20 protein-coding genes are annotated in these 21,692 nt (G+C 67.0%); 8 read left to right on the top strand and 12 right to left on the bottom strand.

Going from position 1 to position 21,692, the window contains the following annotated elements:
- Positions 1 to 154: 154 nt before the first annotated feature.
- From AB4Z42_RS19305 to AB4Z42_RS19285, 5 genes are all read right to left on the bottom strand, one after another.
- Complete coding sequence (locus AB4Z42_RS19305) at positions 155 to 319, bottom strand: hypothetical protein (protein WP_442010811.1); 165 nt, start codon at positions 317 to 319, stop codon at positions 155 to 157.
- A 202-nt stretch (positions 320 to 521) separates the two neighbouring features.
- Positions 522 to 755, bottom strand: coding sequence for a hypothetical protein (locus AB4Z42_RS19300; RefSeq protein ID WP_442010810.1), 234 nt, complete (start codon positions 753 to 755; stop codon positions 522 to 524).
- A 259-nt stretch (positions 756 to 1,014) separates the two neighbouring features.
- Positions 1,015 to 4,077, bottom strand: a complete 3,063-nt coding sequence (locus AB4Z42_RS19295; protein WP_442010809.1) for a lantibiotic dehydratase — start codon at positions 4,075 to 4,077, stop codon at positions 1,015 to 1,017.
- Positions 4,078 to 4,085: 8 nt separating this feature from the next.
- Positions 4,086 to 6,239, bottom strand: coding sequence for a peptidase domain-containing ABC transporter (locus AB4Z42_RS19290; protein ID WP_442010808.1), 2,154 nt, complete (start codon positions 6,237 to 6,239; stop codon positions 4,086 to 4,088).
- Positions 6,236 to 6,736: a hypothetical protein gene (locus AB4Z42_RS19285; RefSeq protein WP_442010807.1), complete on the bottom strand. Its 501-nt coding sequence runs from the start codon at positions 6,734 to 6,736 to the stop codon at positions 6,236 to 6,238. Before AB4Z42_RS19285 ends, AB4Z42_RS19290 begins: the two co-directional genes overlap by 4 nt.
- 164 nt (positions 6,737 to 6,900) lie before the next feature.
- Here AB4Z42_RS19285 and AB4Z42_RS19280 point away from each other — a divergent pair, with 164 nt between their 5' ends.
- Positions 6,901 to 8,805, top strand: coding sequence for a DNA polymerase III subunits gamma/tau (locus AB4Z42_RS19280; RefSeq protein WP_442010806.1), 1,905 nt, complete (start codon positions 6,901 to 6,903; stop codon positions 8,803 to 8,805).
- Between the two features lie 4 nt (positions 8,806 to 8,809).
- Here the strand turns inward: AB4Z42_RS19280 and AB4Z42_RS19275 are convergent, their stop codons facing one another.
- Together AB4Z42_RS19275 and AB4Z42_RS19270 are read right to left on the bottom strand one after the other, a co-directional pair.
- Entirely contained in the window at positions 8,810 to 10,129 is a 1,320-nt protein-coding gene (locus AB4Z42_RS19275) for a class I SAM-dependent methyltransferase (RefSeq protein WP_442010805.1), read from the bottom strand.
- A complete protein-coding gene (locus tag AB4Z42_RS19270) occupies positions 10,126 to 11,505 on the bottom strand; it encodes an FAD-binding oxidoreductase (protein ID WP_442010804.1) in 1,380 nt (459 codons plus the stop codon). The genes AB4Z42_RS19275 and AB4Z42_RS19270 overlap by 4 nt, the downstream gene beginning before the upstream one ends.
- 77 nt (positions 11,506 to 11,582) lie before the next feature.
- Between AB4Z42_RS19270 and AB4Z42_RS19265 the strand changes: the two genes are divergently transcribed.
- Entirely contained in the window at positions 11,583 to 12,020 is a 438-nt protein-coding gene (locus tag AB4Z42_RS19265; protein WP_442010803.1) for an SRPBCC family protein, read from the top strand.
- Here the strand turns inward: AB4Z42_RS19265 and AB4Z42_RS19260 are convergent.
- Complete coding sequence (locus tag AB4Z42_RS19260) at positions 12,017 to 12,748, bottom strand: Rv3717 family N-acetylmuramoyl-L-alanine amidase (protein ID WP_442010912.1); 732 nt, start codon at positions 12,746 to 12,748, stop codon at positions 12,017 to 12,019. The genes AB4Z42_RS19265 and AB4Z42_RS19260 overlap by 4 nt on opposite strands.
- A 124-nt stretch (positions 12,749 to 12,872) precedes the next feature.
- Between AB4Z42_RS19260 and AB4Z42_RS19255 the strand changes: the two genes are divergently transcribed.
- From AB4Z42_RS19255 to AB4Z42_RS19245, 3 genes are all read left to right on the top strand, one after another.
- Positions 12,873 to 13,214, top strand: coding sequence for a YbaB/EbfC family nucleoid-associated protein (locus tag AB4Z42_RS19255; RefSeq protein ID WP_442010802.1), 342 nt, complete (start codon positions 12,873 to 12,875; stop codon positions 13,212 to 13,214).
- A gap of 1 nt (position 13,215) precedes the next feature.
- Positions 13,216 to 13,827, top strand: a complete 612-nt coding sequence (recR, locus tag AB4Z42_RS19250; RefSeq protein ID WP_442010801.1) for a recombination mediator RecR — start codon at positions 13,216 to 13,218, stop codon at positions 13,825 to 13,827.
- Positions 13,828 to 13,988: 161 nt separating this feature from the next.
- Positions 13,989 to 14,855 carry a hypothetical protein gene (locus tag AB4Z42_RS19245; protein ID WP_442010800.1) on the top strand — a complete coding sequence of 289 codons (867 nt, stop codon included), beginning with the start codon at positions 13,989 to 13,991 and terminating at the stop codon, positions 14,853 to 14,855.
- On the opposite strand, the gene AB4Z42_RS19240 is transcribed toward AB4Z42_RS19245, so the two are convergent.
- Together AB4Z42_RS19240 and AB4Z42_RS19235 are read right to left on the bottom strand one after the other, a co-directional pair.
- Positions 14,852 to 15,568 carry a type 1 glutamine amidotransferase gene (locus tag AB4Z42_RS19240; RefSeq protein WP_442010799.1) on the bottom strand — a complete coding sequence of 239 codons (717 nt, stop codon included), beginning with the start codon at positions 15,566 to 15,568 and terminating at the stop codon, positions 14,852 to 14,854. The genes AB4Z42_RS19245 and AB4Z42_RS19240 overlap by 4 nt on opposite strands.
- A complete protein-coding gene (locus tag AB4Z42_RS19235; protein ID WP_442010798.1) occupies positions 15,561 to 16,796 on the bottom strand; it encodes a MurT ligase domain-containing protein in 1,236 nt (411 codons plus the stop codon). Before AB4Z42_RS19235 ends, AB4Z42_RS19240 begins: the two co-directional genes overlap by 8 nt.
- Positions 16,797 to 16,884: 88 nt before the next feature.
- Here AB4Z42_RS19235 and AB4Z42_RS19230 point away from each other — a divergent pair, with 88 nt between their 5' ends.
- From AB4Z42_RS19230 to AB4Z42_RS19220, 3 genes are read left to right on the top strand one after another with little or no spacing between them, the layout of a single operon-like run.
- A complete protein-coding gene (locus tag AB4Z42_RS19230; RefSeq protein WP_442010797.1) occupies positions 16,885 to 17,904 on the top strand; it encodes a DEDDh family exonuclease in 1,020 nt (339 codons plus the stop codon).
- A gap of 44 nt (positions 17,905 to 17,948) precedes the next feature.
- Complete coding sequence (locus tag AB4Z42_RS19225; protein ID WP_442010796.1) at positions 17,949 to 18,404, top strand: hypothetical protein; 456 nt, start codon at positions 17,949 to 17,951, stop codon at positions 18,402 to 18,404.
- The gene (locus tag AB4Z42_RS19220; protein WP_442010795.1) at positions 18,404 to 18,970 is read left to right on the top strand and encodes a TetR/AcrR family transcriptional regulator; all 567 of its coding nucleotides are present in this window, start codon (positions 18,404 to 18,406) and stop codon (positions 18,968 to 18,970) included. The genes AB4Z42_RS19225 and AB4Z42_RS19220 overlap by 1 nt, the downstream gene beginning before the upstream one ends.
- Positions 18,971 to 18,974: 4 nt before the next feature.
- Here the strand turns inward: AB4Z42_RS19220 and leuA are convergent, their stop codons facing one another.
- A complete protein-coding gene (gene leuA, locus AB4Z42_RS19215; RefSeq protein ID WP_442010794.1) occupies positions 18,975 to 20,792 on the bottom strand; it encodes a 2-isopropylmalate synthase in 1,818 nt (605 codons plus the stop codon).
- 239 nt (positions 20,793 to 21,031) lie between these two features.
- Positions 21,032 to 21,679 (bottom strand): helix-turn-helix domain-containing protein, encoded by a 648-nt coding sequence (locus AB4Z42_RS19210; RefSeq protein ID WP_442010793.1) that lies wholly within the window; start codon positions 21,677 to 21,679, stop codon positions 21,032 to 21,034.
- Positions 21,680 to 21,692 lie beyond the last annotated feature (13 nt).

Genomic DNA, 21,692 nt, shown 5'->3' with positions numbered 1-21,692 from the left:
CGTAATCGCCCCGCCGCCAGATTCCGCTTCCGGCAAGGAAGGTTTTCCTATCCGCGGGGTAAGCCTCAAACGCCGACCGCCCCATCACCGGTGTCGGTGATGAGGCGGTCGGGTCGTGCGTGGCCGGCTACGTCGGGTGCAGCCGCCCAGCTCACTACTTGGTGCGGTGCGTTCCCGTGCCGGTGCCGTTGCCCGTGCCGGTTCCGGTGCCGTTGCCGGTGCCGTTGCCCTTGCCGCCTTGGGCCAGGCTCATCTCAGCCGCGGTCAGGGTGCGGATGCTCTGCTTGCGGAGGGCCAGCTTGCTGCGGTTGATGTTCATTGGTGTTCTCCTCGTGGTGTGATCGCCGGCCCTCGTGGGCCGACTCATAGGTAAGAGCGCCAAACTCGTTGGGAGGGGACGCTTTTCGTCGGGTATTTTCGATGCTTTTTTCGCGTGCGCCGACGCCACGCAGAGCACCGCCCCGCAACCGGGTGCTGTCGGTTGCGGGGCGGTGCGTGGGGGTGAGTCGTTGCGGGGTCGCCTAGCCGATCGTGGCCGTCTGCGGAGGCAGGTCGGTCGACGTCAGCGTCGGCTGGTGGGTGCCCGTCGTGCGCACTGTGGTGTGCTTGGTGGTCTTGCCGCCGCCGGTGCCTGTTCCGTTTCCGCCGCCGGTGCCGTTGCCGCCTTCGCCACCGTGGGCCATGCGCAGCTCATCGGCGGTCAGGGTGCGGATGCTCTGCCGGCGTAGGGCCAGTTTGTTGCGGTTGGTGTTCATTGGTTTTCCCTCCTGTGTAGCTGCCCGGATGGGCAACTTGTATAGGTATGAGCGCCGAACACCTTCTGCGGGGACACTTTTGTCTTGGCAGTTCTCCGGGTCGTGCTACGTCGTCCAGTTCACTATTTCGTCTTGACGGTGGGGTTCGTCGCCTTGGAGACGCCGGTGGTCTCGCCACCGCCGCCTTTACCGCCGTGGGACGCATCTGGAGGTAGGAACCCGACAAACTCTGGGCGGGGACACTTTTGGATGCGAGATGTCAGCGGCGCGCCGTCCTGGCGATCTGGCTGGCGTAGTGGCGATCCAAGAAATTCAGCAGGATCAGTTCATGGGTGCGGGCCGCCGATCGCAGCAGCCGGACGGCGTTGAGATGGCTGAAGCTGTGCAACAGCGAGCTGTAGGACTGTGTCAGTTCATCTCGTCCCGAACGGTCCGAGAGCTCCGCGAGCAAGGGCGAGAGCCTCTCGGAGCGGCGACGGAACGTTTGGCGGGCGGGCTCGAAGAGGTGTTCGCTGGCGTCGTCGAGCAGTGCGGCGACGTCGGATCGTTCACTGCGCCAACGTGTCCCGATGCCTGGATCGAGGTTGGCCGCATTCGGATACTCGGGCCGATACCCCGCGGCACCGCCCTTCGCCCAGTCGCGGCGCTGTTGCATGTCGAGTCCGGCGTCTGCCAGCAGTCGGTCGGTGGCGTAGAGGCACAGTTTCCAGCGCGCGTCCTGCGCCGCATCGCCGAACAGGTCGCCGTCGAGCAGACCGAGCACCTCGAGCACGGCGTCGCTGTCGGCCGCGTGGATCTGCTCGGCAAGATCGATGCCGGCATCGCCGCCGTACCGTTCGACCTCGCGATCGTAGGTGTCGGTCGACACCTTCCATACCGTCCCGTCGGCGAGGTGGCCGGTCAGCGCGTCGGTGAGCGCAGGCAGTGCGTGTTCGCGAAGCGCGGCCGGCTCTCCGTGCAGGCGGAGCCTGAGATGGTGGTCGGGGTCGGCGTAACGCAGGAAGAACCAGCGGTCGAGGATTCCGGCGTCGCGCAGCCGGGTGATCACAGGGCCGACGGCGTCGGTGAGGATGCGGTCCGCGGAGGCGGTACCGGTGTAGGCCTTGAGGTACAGCCATTCGCTGCCCGGCGCGAAGCTGCGCCGCGCATCCGGTTTCCGCCACGGCCGCGGGGCAGGCGCGGGTTCGCCGCCGCGAATGAAGGGCACGATCAGCTCATGGGCGAAGCGGCCCTGCGGACCGGTGGCCACCGCGCTGGGCAGCACCTCCTCGAGGACTGCCGCCGACCGCCCTCGCAGCACCTTGGCCGCGGTGGCGGTCAGCGCGGGACTGGCGGTGTCCACGTATAGGCGGTTGTCACCGTCGGTGATCAGAAGCTCTGCGGGAAGACCACGTTCGCCGCGCAGGGCCGCCCAGCCGGCGACGGGGTCGGATCCGGTGAGCGTCTTGATCTCGGCGGCCGACAGGCGCCAGCGGGCCCGGGCCAGCACCAGCTTGCCGGCTGTGACGCGCGGAAGGGTCGGTGCAGACGACAGAGCACCCCACTCCCACGCGAGACCTGCTGCCACTCCGTCGTTCTGCAGTGCGGCCAGGAATCGGTACACACCGAACCCGCGCCACGCCGGGTTGTGCGCGGTGGTCAGCCGGGGCCGGACTTCGGCGCCAAGCCGGGGGCTGTAGAGCACCACGCGATCGCCCTCGAGACGCAGGGTCAGCTCGTCCACGCTGATTTGGCGATCGGCAGGCGCCCCTGAACGGCCCAGTAGCACCAGCTCGTAATCGCGCAGCACCGGCCGGGCCAGCACATTGCCAACGCGTCCTTCGGGGAGGTGGATGATCTCGGCGAATACGACGCCGGGTGCATGCGCCTCCTCGGCACGCAGATGCGCCCGCACCGCGTCGTGCAGACGAGCATCGCCGTGGCAGAAGCGCCCCAATAGCTCGGCGCCCGAAGGTCCAGTGGCGCTTTGTATTTCGATGCCGTCGTCCAGCACGCTTGCGAAGACGGCCATTGCGTCGGGCAGCGGAGACGGAGACGCTGTGGCGAGGCGAGCCACGGTGCCTGCGTCGAGTTCGAGAGTGCGCGCGCCGCTGTCCCGGGCACGCATCACGAGGTCGAGCAGAGTCGCGTCGCGGGCGGTGAATGCGTAGATTCCCGCCACCCCGCCCAGATCCATTCCGGCCAGCAGCGGGGACTCGTCCGCGGCCGGATGCGACGACCGGTCGTATCCGACACCCATCTCCTCGTCGAGGGCCTCCATCAGAGGGATTTCGCGGTCTTCATAGCGGGCCGCAAAGTCCGCCTTGAATTGGCGCAACGCCGGATCTTCGCCCTGGGCCGACACCCGGTGGAGCAGATCCACGCCCTTCGCGAGCAGCGCCACCTCGTCGGGACCCAGCGTCAGGCCCGAACCGTCGCGATGCAGATCGACCTGCACCAGCCGGGCACTGTCGCCACCGCCGGCAAGCTCGAGCAGGCTGGTCGCCACACCCTCGTAGGCGGCCGGTGAGTTGCCGAGCCCCGCGGCATCCAAGCGGGTGAGTTCCTCGGACACCCGCTCCAGCGCCTGCGACGTCGCGGCCAGATCGGGACCGCTCAGAGACGACAGCACGTGCGCCAGCGGCTCGGGTCCGGTGACCGCGGGCTCGGCCACCGGGGTGAGAACATGCGCATCGACAAGGGCGTCCACGTAGTCGCGCGCTTCGTCCTGTTCGACTCCTGCGACGGCCTGGACAGCCTGCGCGACCTTCTCGACCGAGCACCCCCCGACGGCCGTGTCCAGTGCGCATCGCAATGGCTCGTCGTCCTCGATCACGACCAGATGGTGGGTGCGCCTGCCGTTGCCCAACCGGCTCTCGATGAGCCGCATCGCGCCGCCTGCGTGGTAGCGGCTGGAATTGGGCTCGACCTCCATCGCCGGTCGTACCGACGGGTCCTTCAGCAGCCGTTCCACGAGCCCGGCGAGCACCTCGGTGTCGGGTCTGCTGTGTCGCGTGGTGCCGTCGGGGCCGTCGACCATCAATGCGGTCGAATCGCCGACCGCACCCAGCGCGCAACCTGCGAACAGGCCGAAAGGTGTTGCGCGGGTGCACATCCGAACCAGGTATGCGGTCACGGACGCCGCCACCCGGTCGTCGGCTGCACCGGCCGCCAGGCGCTCCAGGAGCCCGGGGGACGCGAGGTGTAGCGCCTCACGGACCTCCGGTCGCTGCGCGAGGACCTGCCAGTACTGCGGATCACTGCGCAGCCGGTCCAGTTCCTCCATCGGGAGCAGCGGGGCGCGCATCACGAAGAAGCCACTGGCGTTCAGCGGGGCATTCATTGCGTCTCCTAACGCCCAGGTCCGACGACGAGCTGGCCGGCGACCAGTTGTGCGTAATGCCCGCCTGCCGCCATGAGTTCGCGATGGCTGCCGACCTCGACGACGTGGCCCGCGTCCATCACGACGATGCAGTCGGCATCGACGACCGTCGCGAGACGATGCGCGACGAGCACGACGGTGCAGCCGAGCCGGGCGATATTGGCATGCACCTTGGCCTCGGTGACGGTGTCCAGATTGCTTGTGGCCTCGTCGAGCAGCAACAGGCGTGGCTGCGTCGCGAGCGCGCGGGCAAGGGCCAGGCGCTGGCGCTGGCCACCCGACAGCGAGGCACCTGCGTCGACGAGCGGCGTGTTCCATCCCATCGGCATCGCGCGGATGTCCTCGGCGATGCAGGCCTGCTCCGCTGCGGCTTCGAGTTGCTCGAGCGGAAGGCTCGGATCGCCGAGGCTGAGGTTCTCCTTGATCGACAGCCCGAAGATGTAGGGGTCCTGGGTCACCACGCCGATCTGCGATCGCACGCTTCGCGGGTGCATCGTGGCCAGGTCGATCCCGTCGAGCAGCACCCGCCCACCGTCGGGTGTGTACAGACCCAACAGCAGCCGGCCCAATGTGGATTTGCCCGACCCCGAGCGTCCGACAACGGCCAGGACCTGCCCGGGGCGCACGTCGAGATCGACACCGTCGATGGCCGGGGGGCCGTGCGGCGTGTAGCGGAAGCGCAGTCCCTCGGCGCGCAGCGCACCGGTGAGGCGAGGTGGATGCCGCAACTCGCGCCCGGCGGTCTCGGTCGGCGTGTTGAACACGTCGTCGAGGCGGGCCATGTAGCTGCCGAGGAGCTGAATCTGCAGGACGGTTCCGACAAGGATGCCGAGGGGTTCCAAGAACGCGGTGGACAACGCGGCCAGAGCGAGCATGGTGCCGAGCGAGAGCTGGCCACTGCCGACGAGGTAGGCCCCGAACAGCAGCACCGCGATCGGGGAGAGCAGGGACAGTCCGTGCAGCGCGGTCTCGACCGTCGCCGAAAGGCGCCCGCGGCGCAACGAGACGTTCAGTTCTGCCACGAACAGGTTCGTCCAATGCGATACCGCGCGCCGCTCGGCGCCTGCGGCCTTGAGGGTTTCGACCGCTGAGAACATCTCGTAGGCGTAGGACTGCGAGCGGGCTTCGGTGGCCAGCGCCTCACCCATCAGATGCTGATTGCGTCGCCGGGCCGCCAGCAGAACGATGCACTGGGCGGCGCCGAGCGCGACCACAAGCAATCCCAGCTGCGGCGACAGGAGGAAGATCACCAACAGATATGCGGTGGCCAGCACGCCGTCGAGCATCGCGGCAATCGTTCCGCTGGTGAGGATCTCTCGGACCGTGGCGTTGCTGCGCAGCCGCATCATCAGGTCCCCGGAAGAGCGTTTGAGGAAGAACGAGTACGGGAGGTCCACCAGGTGCTCGAGGAAGCCGAGGGTCATCTCGACGTCGAGCCGGCTGCGCAACCGCAGCAGTAGGTGGGCCCGCAGATAGGTGGCCAGCGCCGAGTAGCAGATCAGCGCGGCCATCACCGCGGCGACGATCTTCAGTAGGCGGTCGTCGCCGGCTGGCACGATCTGATCGACGATCACGCCGGTGAGGATGGGCACCGCCAACGCCATCAGCCTGACGACCACCGAGGTGGCCAGCACCTTGCTGATTCCCTTCGAGCGGGTCAGCAGGTGCCGCGCATGGTGCAGCGCGCCAGGGGGTTTGCGTCCGCCGGTGGCGAACGAATCGCTGGGCTCCAGCATGATCGCGACGCCGCTGTACAGATCGCTGACCGCCTGCCACGAGACCTGGTATTTGCCTGCGGCGGGGTCGACGATCGTCACACCACGACGAGACGTCGAGTCCAGGACGACGAAGTGTGCAGCGCCCCAATGCAATACGGTGCCGCGGGGCAGGGCGTGCAGATCGTCGAGTTCGGTGGCCACGCCACGCGCGCGCAGCCCATACGACGTGGCTGCCTCGGCGAGCCGCAGCGCGTCCACGCCGTCGCGCCCGGTGCCGGTGGCCTCGTGCATCTCCGCCAGTGACACGTGGCGGCCGTGATAGGCGAGCGCCATGCACATCGCGGCGGCCCCGCAGTCGGCCATCTCGGCCTGCGCGATGTGCGGGATCGCGCGCCGCCGCCTCACCAGAACCTCGGCAGGAACACGTCGATCAACCGCTGGGGCTCGGCGGGAACCAGAAGCTCGCCTGCGGACGCCGGGGTGGGTTGCGCCAGTCGGGCGGTCACGTCGGTGGCGGTCACCTCGACGATCACGGCGTCAACCGTCGATCCGGTTCCATCACGGAAACCCACAGTCGCGCCGGGGGCGGGCGACGGTCCTGCTGTGCGGTCCGCGGTCACGGTCGCACCCTGCACAACAGCGGGCAACGCCGTGGTCTGTTGGACGGTGATGGTGGCCGCGGCGACGGCGCCCCCGGCGAGCAGCACGGTCAGCGCGATGAGTCCCGCATCGATCCACCGCGGGTTCTTGATCAGCTCGCCGGGGCGGGCGCCTGCCGACTGCCGGTCTCGCCAGGTCGCACGGAACACCGACTCATAGCGGACATCGTCGTCGTCAGGCACGACCTCACCCCCGGTCGCGGGGCTGGCAGCACCGGGGTGCTCGGCCCCATTTGTTTTCACATCGACTCCCCAAAGTGTGGCTGTCGCCGTCGCGTCGCGTGGCCGATCAGTCATTGCGAGTAAGAGGGGCGACCGGGCCGAACGGTGACACATTTCCGCGGAATCGCCCCGTTTGGTTACACGCGGCGCTGCGGCGTCACCCGGTCTCGGTAGCGTGTGCGAGCGTGGCGCTCTACCGCAAGTACCGACCGGCGACCTTCTCCGACGTGGTTGGCCAGGAGCACGTCACCGAACCGCTGTCCACCGCGCTGACGGCCGGGCGCATCAACCACGCCTATCTGTTCTCAGGGCCGCGCGGGTGTGGGAAGACGTCGTCGGCGCGCATCCTGGCGCGCTCCCTGAACTGCGAGCAGGGGCCGACGGCCACGCCATGCGGCGTATGCAACTCGTGTGTCGCCTTGGCGCCCAACGGGGGTGGCAGTGTCGACGTCACCGAGCTCGACGCGGCCAGTCACGGCGGGGTCGACGACACCCGCGAGCTCCGCGACCGCGCCTTCTACGCGCCTGCGCAGTCGCGCTACCGCATCTTCATCGTCGACGAGGCGCACATGGTCACCACGGCCGGCTTCAACGCGCTGCTGAAGATCGTCGAGGAGCCACCCGAGCACCTGATCTTCGTATTCGCCACGACCGAGCCCGAAAAGGTGCTGCCGACCATCCGCTCGCGCACCCACCACTACCCGTTCCGGCTGCTGGCGCCGCGGACCATGAGATCGCTTCTCGAGCGGATCTGCGCGCAGGAGAACGTGACGGTCGACGACGCGGTGTACCCGCTCGTCATCCGCGCCGGTGGCGGATCGCCGCGAGACACGCTCTCGGTGCTCGACCAGTTGTTGGCGGGTGCGGACGGCAATCAGGTCAGCTATCCGCGCGCCCTGGCGCTGCTGGGGGCGACCGATGTGGCGCTGATCGACGATGCGATCGATGCGCTCGCGGCGGGAGATGCCGCGGCGCTGTTCGGTGCCGTCGAAGGCGTGATCGACGCCGGGCACGACCCGCGGCGGTTCGCCACCGATCTGCTTGAGCGTTTTCGCGATCTGATCGTGCTTCAAGCGGTTCCCGACGCCGTCGCCCGTGGCGTGGTCGACGGGCCGGAGGACGTGCTCGATCGGATGCGGGATCAGGCGACCCGGGTGGGCACCGCCACGCTGACCCGTTACGCCGAGGTGGTGCACGCCGGGCTGGGCGAGATGCGCGGAGCCACCGCGCCTCGACTACTGCTCGAGGTCGTATGCGCGCGACTGCTGCTGCCGTCGGCCAGCGATACCGAGTCGGCGTTGTTGCAGCGCGTCGAACGCATCGAGACCCGGCTGGACATGTCCATCCCGGAGGGTGAGCAGTCCGGCGCTCCGAAGCAGTACAGCCGCAGGAGCAAGACCGAGCCGGAGGCTGCCCCGGCTCCCGCGGAGGCGGCGCCCGCGCCGGTGCTCAAGCCCGCACTCGAGCCGACGGTGGTGGCCGAGCCTGCGCCGGCGCCGGAGGTGGCCGTCGAACCCGTGGCGCAGCCGAAGGCCGCCCCTGAGCCCCCGGCGGAACCGACGCCCGTCTCACCTCCGCCGGTGCGAGCGCCCTCAGACCCGGTCGTGGCGGCGCCCCCGTCCGCGGCCGTCACCGGTGAGCCCAACGCGGCGGCGGTGCGCAGCATGTGGACGACGGTGCGCGAGAAGGTCCGTCAGCGCAGCCGCACCACCGAGGTGATGCTGGCAGGCGCGATCGTCCGCGCCGTCGAGGGCGACACCCTGGTGCTCAGCCACGAGTCCGCGCCGCTGGCCAAGCGGCTGACCGAACAGCGCAACGCCGATGTGATCCGTGAGGCTCTCAAGGATGCGCTCGGCGTCGACTGGAAGATCCGCTGCGAGGTAGGCGGAGGCGGTGCGCCTTCGACGCCTGAACCGAGCGAGTCGTCGCCCTCCTCATCGTCGTCACCGCAGCGCGACGACGACGATGAGGAGAGCATGCTCGCAGAAGCGGGCAGCGACACGTCGGTTACCCCGCGGCGCGACCCCGAGGAAGCGGCGCTCGAGCTACTTCAGAACGAGCTCGGCGCCCGTCGCATCGAAGGCGGCTGACAGCCTAGGGCGTCCACCAGGGGCGAAGCGGCAGACCGCCGTCGTTGCCCCGCGAGTCGAGCTTGACGGCCAGAACCTGGTGCAGCTGAACGACATTCGTCTCGAATCCGACCCGTGAGCCGGCCATGTACAGGCCCCACACCTTCGCTGTCGGAAGCCCGACCTCTTCGACGGCTTCGTCCCAGTGCTCGACGAGATTGCGGCACCAGTCGCGCAGCGTCAGCGCGTAGTGGTTGCGCAGATTCTCTTCGTGCACCACTTCGAGCCCGACGTTCTGCGCCTCGGTGATGATGCGTCCCGAGCCGGTGAGCTCCCCGTCGGGGAAGACGTAGCGGTCGATGAATCCGTCCGCCTTGGCGCCGGTCCGATTGTCGTGGCGGGTGATGCAGTGGTTGAGCAGAAGCGCGCCGGTGCGCATCTTCGACTGGAGGAACCGGAAGTAGGCCTCGTAGTTCTGCACGCCGATGTGCTCGGTCAACCCGATCGAGGAGACGGCGTCGAACCCGGATTCGCGGATGTCGCGGTAGTCACCGTGGCGCACCTCGGCCAGATCGGACAACCCCTGCTCGGCGATCGCGTTCTGCGCCCACTCCGCCTGTTCCTTGGACAGCGTGACGCCGATGGCCTTCACGCCGTGCCGGGCGGCGTAGCGCACCATGCCGCCCCAGCCGCAGCCGACATCGAGCAGGCGGTCGCCGGGCTGCAGGCGCAGCTTCTCGAACACCAGCCGGTACTTGTTCTCCTGTGCCTCTTCCAGAGTCGCGTCCGGAGAGGTGTAGCTCGCACAGGTGTAGGTCATCGACGGACCGAGCACCCACTCGTAGAACTTGTTCGAGACGTCGTAGTGGTGGTGGATGGCCTCCGCGTCGCGAGTCTTGCTGTGGCGCAACCCCTCCATGACACGGCGCCACCGCGGCAGCGCTTCCTGGGGCGGCGGGGCGATCGGCTTGAGGTGCTCGAAGCCGATGGATCGCGCGACATTCGCCAGCACCCGCGCGGGTGGACGCTTGAAGTCCATGTTGTCGCGCGAGGCGAGTGCGTTGATCAACTCGTACGGATCGCCGAAATGGACGCCGATGGGGTCGAGGTCCCCAGATACGTAGGCGCGGGCCAGCCCGAGTTCACCGAGCCCGGTCGCCAGATACGTGGTGCCGCGCGGTGTCAGCAGATTGAGGCCGACCGTGGCGTCCGCGGGTCCCGCCGAACTGCCGTCATAGGCCGTGATCTTGAGCGGTACCTCGCCAACGGCGAAGATCTCGAGGATCTCTGCCAGCGTGAGCCGTCCGGCCGGGGCGCGTTTCGAGTCTTCTTTGAACGTGGTCATCGTCTTTGCACCGCCTTCGCATAAAGGTCGAGAAGTCGAGAATCGGGGTCGTAGGTCTTCTTCACCGTTTTATACGCCTCTCCACCATAGAGTTCGTCGAACTCGTCGGCGCTGTAGTACGCATCGGAGTACAGCGATTTGTGCCCCTCGAGGTCACTGACTTTGCGTTCGATCAGCTTATTGGTGTGCCCTTCTGTCGGGCCCACCGGCACGGACGACCAGAAGCCGATGTTGACATACGTGTGCTGGGCGCGGATCGGATAGAGCGGCCAGCTGGTGTTGTCACGGAGTCGCAACGGGCACAACCAGATCGGCTCGATGGGCACATTCTCCAGGAACCAGTCGACGAACTCGGCCGCTCGGCCGATCGGTACCTCGATGTCCTGAACGACGCGCTCCAGTGGCGGCCTGCCGTTGCGCTTCTCGATCTTGTCGGCGATGTTGTATTTCTGGTCGAAACCGATCAGCTTCCAGTAGACGCTGCTCCGCCGGTAGCGCCGCGGCCAGAACTTGCGGATCCGCGGGTCCTGCGCGCCGAATGCCCTCGAGCACCAGAACCAGTCGGTGTCCCAGCGCCACAGGTAGTCGTGGATCGTCAGTCGGTCGTGCTTCTCGCCTTCGGGGTGCTGAATGGAGCGGTAGTAGATCTGCTGGCCGGTGTAGTCGCTGACCGGACCTGGTGTGCCGGTTCGGAACCCGAGCGTCAGGTAGCTCTCGTCGGCCGAGAACACCACACCGTCGAGGTAGTCCACGGGCTTACCGTCGTGTCCGCCGGTTTCGACGATGCGGTCCATCGTCGCGAAGAGCTCCGTCAGCGCGTTGAACCGCAGATGGCGAATCTCGACGAACGGTTTGACCGGCTCCAGCTCGATCTTGATACGCACTGAATATCCGAGCGTGCCATAGGAATTGGGGAAGGCATGGAACAAGTCAGGGCGGAGGTCGCGACTTGCGGTCACCACCTCGCCGGTGCCGGTGAGGATGTCCATCTCCAGCACGGACTCGTGGGGCAGGCCGTTGCGGAACGACGTCGACTCGATGCCCAGTCCGGTGACCGCACCGCCGAGGGTGATCGTCTTGAGCTGTGGCACGACCAGTGGTGCCAGACCGTAGGGGAGGGTGGCCGCGACGAGGTCTTCGTAGGTGCACATGCCTGCGACGTCGGCGGTGCGCGTCGCGGGGTCGACGGCGATGACACCGCGGAGACCCGAGACGTCGAGCCCCTTGGTCGTCGTCTTGGCACGGGCACGGAACAGGTTCGATGTGGGTTTCGCGAGGCGAACCGTCGCGTTCGGAGGAATCGCCCGATAGCTGGCAAGGAGCCGCTCTACTCCCGCGGAGTGAGCAGTACGTGCATCAGTTTCCACCACAGACACGGATATACGCTAGTCCGCGGTCGCAACCGATGCGACCGCACCACCGCAGTGCCACCCCGATTTAGGAGTTTGTACCGATGGGACAGGTCAGCGCGTCCAGCACCGTCGTGATTGACGCCTCTCCGGAAACCGTATTGGCGGCCGTCGCCGACTACGCCACTGTGCGCCCCAAGATCCTTTCCCCGCACTACAGCGCCTATCAGGTGCTCGAGGGCGGACAGGGCGCCGGCACCGTGGCGTCGTGGAAGCTTCAGGCCACCAAGTCGCGGGTGCGTGACGTCAAGGCCAGCGTGGATGTGGCCGGTCACACAGTCATCGAAAAGGATGCCAACTCGACGATGATCACGAACTGGACGGTCGCCCCCGCGGGGGAGGGCTCGTCGGTGACGGTCAAGACGTCCTGGCAGGGCGCAGGCGGGATCGGCGGCTTCTTCGAGAAGACGTTCGCGCCGCTGGGACTTCGCAAGATCCAGGGCGAGGTCCTCGAGAACCTCAAGAAGCAGGTGGAGGGCTAGCTGGAGCCGAGGAAGCCGGCGATACCGCGCACCACGGCGTCGGCATACTTCTGCCGGCCCTCGGGTGTCTTCATCAGCGCCGAGTCGGCGGGGTTCTTCATGTTGCCCATCTCGACCAGGATCGACGGGTACTGAGCCAGGTTGAGCCCGGCGATGTCGGAGCGCGGATTCAGCCCGGCGTCGCCGATGTAGGTGGACGGCACCAGACCCGAGGCCTGCAACTGGTCCCTCATGATCTGGGCGAACCGCACCGACGGCCCGGCCTGGACGTCGTTGAGCGGCGGGGACGAGTACAGGACGTGGAAGCCACGGCCAGTCGAGGGCCCGCCGTCGCCATGGATGCTGACGACCGCATCCGGGTGCACCGAGTTGGCCAGCGCCGCGCGTTCGTCGACGCAGGGCCCCACGCCGGTGTCGTCGCCGCGTGACATCGCGGTGCGGATGCCGAGCGCGGTCAGCGCCTGGCGGATGCGCAACGTGGTCTCCCACGTGAACGAGTGCTCGGGATAGCCGTCGTCGGTCGAGGTGCCGCTGGCCTGGCAGTCCTTGGTACCGCCGCGACCGGTGGGCACCTGCTTGCTGATGACCGAGGCGTCGTTGGAGCCGTTGTGGCCGGGGTCGAGGAAGACGATCTTGCCGGCGATATTGGCCGGGGCCGCTGATGCCGGGCTGACGAGCGTCGATGCCGCGACGAGCAGGCCGGTCGCGACCGCGGCGCAGGAGCGCATTGTCTTGTTCGTACCGACACGCAGGCAGGGATGCACGGGCGCCACCGTAGCGCCGACCACGACTACTGTTAAGGCCCAACCCGACGACGCGACCACATCGAGACCAATACGCAAGGGGATCGTCATGCAACCCGGTGGTGGAGGCCAACCCGATATGTCTGCGCTCCTGGCTCAGGCCCAGCAGGTGCAGCAGCAGTTGATGGAAGCTCAGGCGGCGCTGGCCGCGGCCGAGGTCAACGGTCAAGCGGGCGGTGGCCTGGTGCAGGTCACGATGAAGGGCAGCGGTGAGGTGATCGCCGTGCGGATCGACCCCAAGGTGGTCGACCCCGAGGACGTCGAGACACTGCAGGACCTCGTGGTCGGCGCGATCGCCGACGCGTCCAAGCAGGTCACGATCCTGGCGCACGACCGCCTCGGACCGTTGGCAGGCGGTATGGGCGGCGACTTAGGGCTGCCGGGACTCTGACTTGTTCGAAGGACCGGTCCAGGATCTGATCGACGAGCTCGGCAAGCTGCCGGGTATCGGGCCGAAGAGCGCGCAGCGCATTGCGTTTCACCTGCTTTCCGTCGAGCCGCCGGACATCGACCGGTTGACGGCGGTGCTGGGCAAGGTCCGCGACGGCGTGACGTTCTGTGCGGTGTGCGGCAACGTGTCCGATGACGAGCGGTGCAGGATCTGCTCCGATGCCCGCCGCGACGGATCGGTGGTGTGCGTCGTCGAGGAGCCCAAGGATGTGCAGGCCGTCGAGCGCACCCGCGAATTCCGCGGCAGGTACCACGTGTTGGGCGGTGCGCTGGATCCGCTGTCGGGAATCGGGCCCGAGCAACTGCGAATCCGCGAGCTGTTGAACAGGATTGGCGAGCGGGTGGACGGTGTGGACATCAGCGAGGTGATCATCGCGACCGACCCGAACACCGAAGGCGAAGCGACGGCGACGTACCTGGTGCGGATGCTGCGCGACATCCCCGGACTCAGCGTGACGCGGATCGCCTCGGGCCTGCCGATGGGTGGTGACTTGGAATTCGCCGACGAGCTGACGCTGGGCCGCGCCCTCGCAGGCCGCCGCGCGATGGCCTAGTTCCTTTTTGCGCAGCGCTATCCACGTTCTGCAGAACAGTTCTCGAACCGACCCCCGGCCCCCTTCACGCCGAAATCCGAGTTTTGTAGACGGTTACTCGCACTTTCCCTACAAAAGCCCGCTTTCGGCGCGGTGTCGGTGGCTGAGAGCACGATGCACACATGGCTGAAATCTTGCTTGGCGGGGAAGCATTGGCGGCTGGCGTGGTGACACGCCACGGACTCCGACGTCGGTATTCGCCGCTCTTCCGCGGGGTGTACATCGAGAAAAGTGTCGACCCGTCGCTGCGGGACCGGGCGATTGGCGCGTGGCTCGCGACGCGTCGCAAAGGTGTCGTCGCCGGCGTGGCAGCGTCCGCGCTGCACGGGGCACCGTGGGTGGATCCCACCGAACCCATCGACGTCGTCGGCGTCAAGATCCAGCCGCAGGATGGTCTGATCCCGCGATCCGAACGCATCGCCGACGACGAGATCGTCCGGATCGCGGGCCTACCCCTGACTTCGCGGGTCCGCACGGCATTCGACCTCGGTCGACATCTCGGCCGGGCTGAAGCGCTCGCACGACTCGACGCGCTGATGTGGAATCAGCGATATCAGGTCGACGATGTTCTGGCCCTGGGTGACCGGTATCCGCACGTCCGCGGCATTCGGCAGCTTCGCGGATTGCTTCCGCTCGTCGACGGGGGAGCGGCGTCGCCGCGGGAGTCCCGCATCCGGTTGGCGCTCCACGACGCGGGCTTTCCACGGCCCGAAACTCAGATCGCCGTGATCGTGGGTACCCGCCCGGTCGCCTGGCTGGACCTCGGCTGGCGGGAGTGTCAGGTCGCTGCCGAATATGACGGGGATCACCACCGCAAGAACCGAAAGCAGTACGTCAAAGACGTAGGTCGTCTTCGGATGCTGGAATCGCTTGGCTGGAAGGTCATTCGCGTCATCGCCGAGGACCGGCCGTGGGAATGGCTCGCCAGAGCAGAGGCCGCGCTGGTGAGCCGAGGCTGCTCGGTTGAGGCCAACTTGTTCGCGGCCTAGACGCGGCGGGGGGCCGCGAGACGCTCCTTGCGCAACAGTCCGACCTCGTCGATCTGCAGTGGCGTCAGCTCGCCGACCACACGCGAAAGCAGATAGTCGGCCAGTTGCGGATTACGCGCCAGACACGGTCCGTGCAGATACGTCGCGACGATGCCGCCCTGTACTGCCCCGTCGATACCGTCGCCCGCGCGGTTACCCGCCCCGCTGACGATGCGCGCCAACGGCTGCGCGGCGGCACCCAGAACCGTTCCGCCGCGGTGATTCTCGAAACCGGTCAGGCGTTCCGACAGCTCGGGCAGCAGTGGTTGCGACACCACTTCACCGATCGTGCGCGTCTCCTGCGGGGATGTCGTGACGTCGAGCATTCCCACGCCGTCGACCCGCTCACCCGACGATGTCTCATACCAGTGGCCCAGCACCTGGATCGCCGCGCAGATCGCGAGCACCGGAGCGCCCCGCTCCGCCGCCTGCTGAAGACCCGGGTAGCGGATCAAGTGTCTGGTCGCCAGCCGCTGTGCGTAATCCTCCGCTCCGCCAAGGGTGTAGAGGTCAAGCTCGGACGGCACCGGGTCCGCAAGGGTGATCTCGACGATCTCCGCGTCGAAACCGCGCAACCGCAGGCGTTGGCGCAACACCACCGAATTGCCGCCGTCGCCATAGGTTCCCATCACGTCGGGCAGTACCAACCCGATCCGCACTGTCGACTCAGACATGCCCACCCCTGCCGAAGGTCCGGTTCAGCGAGAGGAACGCTGTGTAGTTGGCAACCACCTCGACATGCCCCGGCGGGCACGACGTGATCGCTTCAACGGCGTTGTGCACCAACGTGTGTTCGACACCGGCGTAGCCCAGTCGCACCGCCAGATCGGTGCCGCGCTCACCCGCGGCGACGACGGGTTTGCCGATGAAATGTTCGAAGTTGACGTCCCACAACCACGACAGGTCCTCCCCGTCGGGCACCTGGCCGTTGACCGAGATCACCACGGAGCCGGCGTCGGTGTCGACCATCGACAGCGCCTCCTGCCAGCCGGCAGGGTTCTTGGCCAGCAGCATGCGCACCGAGTGCTGACCCAGTCGCACCGTGCTGTAGCGACCGGCCACCTCGTCGACGCCGGACACCGCGGCGACCGCCGCTGCGGGGTCCGCGCCCAACGTGACCGCCGCCGCCACGGCCTGAGTGGCGTTGCCGCGGTTGACTTTTCCGGGTAACGCCAGCTGCATCGGCAGCGACAACCCGTCGGGCCCGTAGATGTGTGTGTCGTCGTAGGACCACTGGGGCGTGGGCCGCTTGAAATCCGTTCCCGTCGAATACCAGTGCGCGCCGTCGCGGACGATGATCTCGCCCGAGCGTGGACAGCTCACCGAATCGTTGGCCCACCCGCCGCCTGCGGCCACCCAGACGACGTTGGGGCTGTCGTATGCGGCCGACGTCATCAACACGTCGTCGCAATTCGCGACCACCACCGTCGACGGATGACGCGCCAGCCCGCCCCGCAGGGTGCGTTCGATGTGATTGATTTCACCGACCCGATCGAGCTGATCCCGCGACAGGTTCAGCAGCACGATCACGGCAGGATCGAGCGCGTCGGCCACATGTGGGACATGCATCTCGTCGACTTCCAGCGCCGCCAACGCCGCATCACGCGTTCCCGCGAGGGCCGCGACCAGACCGGCGTCCATGTTCGCGCCCTCGGCGTTGGTCGCCACCGACCCCAGCGTGCCGAGCGCCGCCGCGGTCATCCGTGTGGTGGTCGACTTGCCGTTCGTGCCGGTCACGATCACCGTGCGACGGCCCTCGCCGAGCTGGCCGAGTATCGATTTGTCCAGCGTCATCGCGACCAGACCACCGATCATGGCGCCGGCGCCGCGACCGGTCACCCGCGACGCCCAGCGCGCGCCCGCTCCGGCGGCAAGCGCTGTACGTCCGCGAATGGTGACCATCCCCGGAAGTCTAAGAGGCCAGAAGCAGGTAGCCGACACGCTGGCGAGTGATCCGGTGTTGTCAGGGTCGCGTGCCATCCTCGAGAACGTGAGCCAAACTGACGCCGGATATCGCCGGCCGAGCGGCTCCTGGGGTCGCCCGGCAGCCGAGGATGGCGCGGGCTGGGCGGTTGTCGATGTGGAAACGTCGGGTTTCCATCCAGGACATGCCCGGGTCATCAGCATCGCGGCCCTGGCTCTCGGCGACGACGGCAACGTCGAACAGAGCCTCTACACACTGCTCAACCCCGGAGTCGATCCCGGACCGACCCACGTGCACGGGCTCACCGCCGAGATGCTGGAGGGCCAGCCCCGCTTCGCCGACATCGTCGGAGACCTGATCGAGCTGCTTCGCGGACGCACTCTGGTGGCGCACAACGTCGGCTTCGATTACTCGTTCCTGACCGCCGAGGCCGAGATGGTCGACGCGGAACTGCCCATCGACACCGCCATGTGCACCGTCGAACTGACCCGCAGGCTCGAATTGGGCACCGAGAACCTGCGGCTGGAAACCCTTGCCGCGCACTGGGGTATCACGCAGCTGAAGCCGCACGACGCCCTCGACGATGCGATGGTGCTCGCGCAGATCCTCAAGCCGGTGCTGGTACGCGCCCGCGAACGCAAGGTGTGGCTGCCGGTTCGCCCGTTGTCGCGGCGCGAGTGGCCCAACGGCCAAGTGACACATGAGGAGTTGCGGCCACTCAAGATGCTGGCGGCGCGGCTGCCCTGCCCGTACGCCAACCCCGGCCGGTTCGTCGTGGGGCGGCCCTTGGTTCAGGGCATGCGGGTCGCCCTCGCGGCCGAGGTCGACCGCACGCACGAGGAGCTCGTCGAGCGGATCGTGCACGCAGGCCTGTCGTATGCGGACGCGGTCGACGCCGAGACCTCGCTCATCATCTGCAACGAGGCCCAACCCGAGCAGGGCAAGGGCTACCAGGCACGCGAGCTGGGTGTGCCGTTCGTCAGGGACGCCGATTTCATCCTCGGCCTCGACGCCGTGGTCGGCGGCAGCACCATCGAGGAGTTCACCGACATCACGCCGGCCGGCGACCAGTTCGCGCTGTTCTAGACGGCCCCTTGTAACCACTACGAAGGTAGTGATACAGTTTGGTCATGGGTACCACTACATACGTAGTACAACGCAGAGAATCCTGGTGGGAGACCTATCGGCGTCGCGGTTACTTCTTCCGCGAAGCCGCGATGCTGACCATCGCCTTGGGCTTCTGCCTGCACCTCTACCGGGTGATCTTCGGCGACGACCTCACGCTGCAATACGCCATGACGCCGACGACCGACCTGCTGCTGATGATTCCGATGACCTACGCGGCCGTCACGGGAATCCTGAGCTACCGCAGGATGCACTTCGTCAACCGCGTCCACAGGATGGCGCTGACCGCCTCGCTGGCGTACATCACGATCAGCGTCCCGTTGCACCTGTACGTCCTGTTCGTGCTCGGCGACGTCAGCTTCTATGTGCACATCGCCGGCTACTGGTTCAGCTGGCTGCTGATTTGCGCGGTCTACCCGGCGTTCCTCACGCTGTTCGCCAAACTGCACTATAGGAACTGATGCCGCCGAACCCGGAACGCCGGAACCAGATCCTCGACACCGCCATCGACATCCTCTGCGATGACGGCGTCGGGGGTCTCACACATCGCCAGGTCGACGGTCGCGCCGACCTACCGGCGGGGACCACCTCGAACTACTTCCGCACCCGGCAGGCGCTGCTTGAAGCCACCGCCCAACGCACGGTTGATCTGCATTGGCAACGCGTCGAGGCGTTGCGGTCGGGGATAGGCCCGTTGAGCCCTGATGCCCTGAGACAGTTGATGATTCGCATGCTCGAACCCAACGAGCAGATGCGGCGCTTTACGCTGGCCCGGTTCGAGCTGTTCATGGAGAGCACGCGACGCGAAGAACTCGCGCCACTGGTGAGAGAGCTCCAGGCGGCCGCGGTGAAGTCGGCGACACTCATCTTCGAGGCCGCCGGCTTCACCCCGGCGCCGGAGAGGATGGACGAAATCAGCAGGCTGCTCAACGGCTTTGTGTTCAGCAACCTCACCATCGCACCCGAACCGGGCGCGCAGGATGCCGCCAGTCTTGTGGACCGACTGCTGAGCGTCTTCCTCGACTGAGGAGCTAGCGGGAGGCGCGGTTGACGGCCGATACGACCGCGCGGAGCGAAGCGGTGGTGATCGACGTCGCGATTCCGACGCCCCACACCGTTCTGCCGCCGATCGACGTCTCGACGTAGGCCGCGGCCTGCGCCTCCTCGCCTGCCGACAACGCGTGCTCGGAGTAGTCCAGGACCGAGACGTCGATGCCGATCGCACCGAGCGCATCGATGAACGCCGCGAGCGGACCGTTGCCCGCACCGACGATTTCGCGTTCGATACCGTCGACCTTGACCACCGCTTCGATGGTGTCCGTGCCGCCGTCCACCTCGGATGCGGTCACCTTCTGACGGATGCGTTCCAGCGGCCGTATCGGGGCGAGGTACTCGTCGGCGAAGACGTCCCACATCTCCTTCGGTGACACCTCGCCGCCCTCGCCGTCGGTGATCTTCTGGATCGCCTGCGAGAACTCGATCTGCAGCCGCCGCGGCAGGGCCAGGCCGTGGTCGGCCTTCATGATGTAGGCGACGCCACCCTTGCCGGACTGCGAATTCACCCGGATGACAGCCTCATACGTGCGTCCGACGTCGCGCGGATCGATGGGCAGATACGGGACCTGCCAGAGAATGTCGTCGATATCGGCGTCCTGCTCGTCGGCCGACACCTTCATGGCGTCCAGACCCTTGTTGATCGCATCCTGATGGCTGCCGGAGAACGCGGTGTACACGAGATCGCCGCCGTACGGGTGGCGTTCGTGCACCGGCAGCTGGTTGCAGTACTCGACGGTGCGACGTATCTCGTCGATGTTGGAGAAGTCGATCTGCGGGTCGACCCCGCGCGAGAACAGGTTCATGCCCAGCGTGACGAGGCATACGTTGCCGGTGCGCTCACCGTTGCCGAACAGGCAGCCCTCGATCCGATCGGCACCTGCCTGGTAGCCCAATTCCGCTGCGGCCACGGCGGTTCCGCGGTCGTTGTGCGGGTGCAGGCTCAGGATGATGGCCTCGCGCGGAGCCAGGTGCCGGTTCATCCACTCGATCGAATCGGCGTACACGTTCGGAGTCGCCATCTCGACAGTCGCAGGCAGATTGACGATCAGTGGCACCTCGGGGGTGGGTTCGATGATCGCCGCGACCGAATTGCAGACGTCCACGGCGTACTCCAGTTCGGTCCCGGTGTAGGACTCGGGCGAGTACTCGAACCGCCACTGCGTGTCCGGGTACTTCTTGGCCTCCTCGACGCACATCCGCGCGCCGTCGGTCGCGATGGCTTTGACCGCTTCGCGATCGGCGCGGAACACCACTCGCCGCTGCAGGATCGAGGTCGAGTTGTAGAAGTGCACGATCGCTCGCGGCGCGCCTTCGCACGCCAGGAATGTCCGCTCGATCAGCTCGGGGCGGCATTGCGTGAGCACCTGGATGGTGACGTCGTCGGGAATAGCGCCCTGGGTGATGATCTCGCGGACGAAGTCGAAGTCGGTCTGGCTGGCTGACGGGAAACCGACCTCGATCTCCTTGTAGCCCATGCGCACCAGCAGGTCGAACATGCGGCGCTTGCGTTGCGGGCTCATCGGGTCGATCAGGGCTTGGTTGCCGTCGCGCAGATCGACGGCACACCACATCGGTGCGCGGTCGACGATCTTGTCAGGCCATGTGCGATCGGCCAGCCTGACGGATTCGACCTCGTCAGCGAACGGGCGATACCGCCCGACCGGCATCGACGAGCCACGTTGGGTGTTCCAGCCCGGCTGGCCGGGGTTCGGCGGACCGGCGGGTGTGGTGAGCGTGCGAACCGACGCGAAGGCGTCAGGAGAATCTGGTGCGGGTCTTGAGAAGGTGGTCACGATGGTCGCTCCGGGTTGTCGATGGACTCACGACCGGCGCATCGCGAACACCCGCGACGGGAAGCCGGTCTGATCAGACCCCGTCGCGGCTGCTGAGAAGGAGCACCCGCTGCACCTGGCCACTGTAGCAAGCGTGGCTGCCAGCCCGAAACCCCAGGTTATTCAGAGCCCTGCCAGCTGGGGCAGAGTCGCGTGGGCGATCAGGAAGTAGATCATCAGGCCGGGTCGGCGCCCTGCGGTCAGACCTGAGAGTCGGGGAAGGCGATCACCGAAAGGAAGCGGATCGGCAGCTGCACCAGATCCACCGGACCGTGCGCACCCTCCCCGTCGAACTGCAGCGAGTCACCCGGGCTCAATCGGTACACCGTGCGGCCGTGGCCGTAATCCATCACGCCCTCGAGCACGAAGATGAATTCCGTGCCCGGATGCTGGAACAGGGGATAGGTGTGGCTCTTCGCCGACAGCGTGACGTGCAGGCACTCGAGGCGTTTGTGCTCGCCGCGCAGCGAGCCGAGCAGCTGGTATTCGTGGCCTTCCTTGGTGCCGTTGCGCACGATGCGGGCACCCGTGCCCGCGGTGACGAATGCGGCGGGCCGCTCGACATCCGCGCCGCGGAAGAGGCTGGTGACCGGAACGTTGAAACCATTGGCCAGCAGGGCCAGAGTGCTCAGGCTGCACGATGTCTGGGCGTTCTCGATCTTCGACATCATCGCCTTCGAAATGCCAACGCGGGTAGCCATTTCGGCGACCGTGAGCGCATGCTGTAGACGGAGCCGGCGGACATTGCGGCCAATGGCGGCTTCCAATTCGAGTTCCTCGACCGGCGCCTGCGGATCGCGGTCACGAGCCGTGCCGGATCTGTTGCGAAGCAATGGGACGTCAGACATGGTTGTCCTGCGG

The organism is Mycobacterium sp. 2YAF39 (assembly GCF_052114565.1).
In the GTDB taxonomy this organism is placed as follows: Bacteria; Actinomycetota; Actinomycetes; order Mycobacteriales; family Mycobacteriaceae; genus Mycobacterium.
The sequence above is the reverse complement of the archived record's forward strand: the minus strand, read 5'-3'. Positions and strand labels throughout refer to the sequence as shown.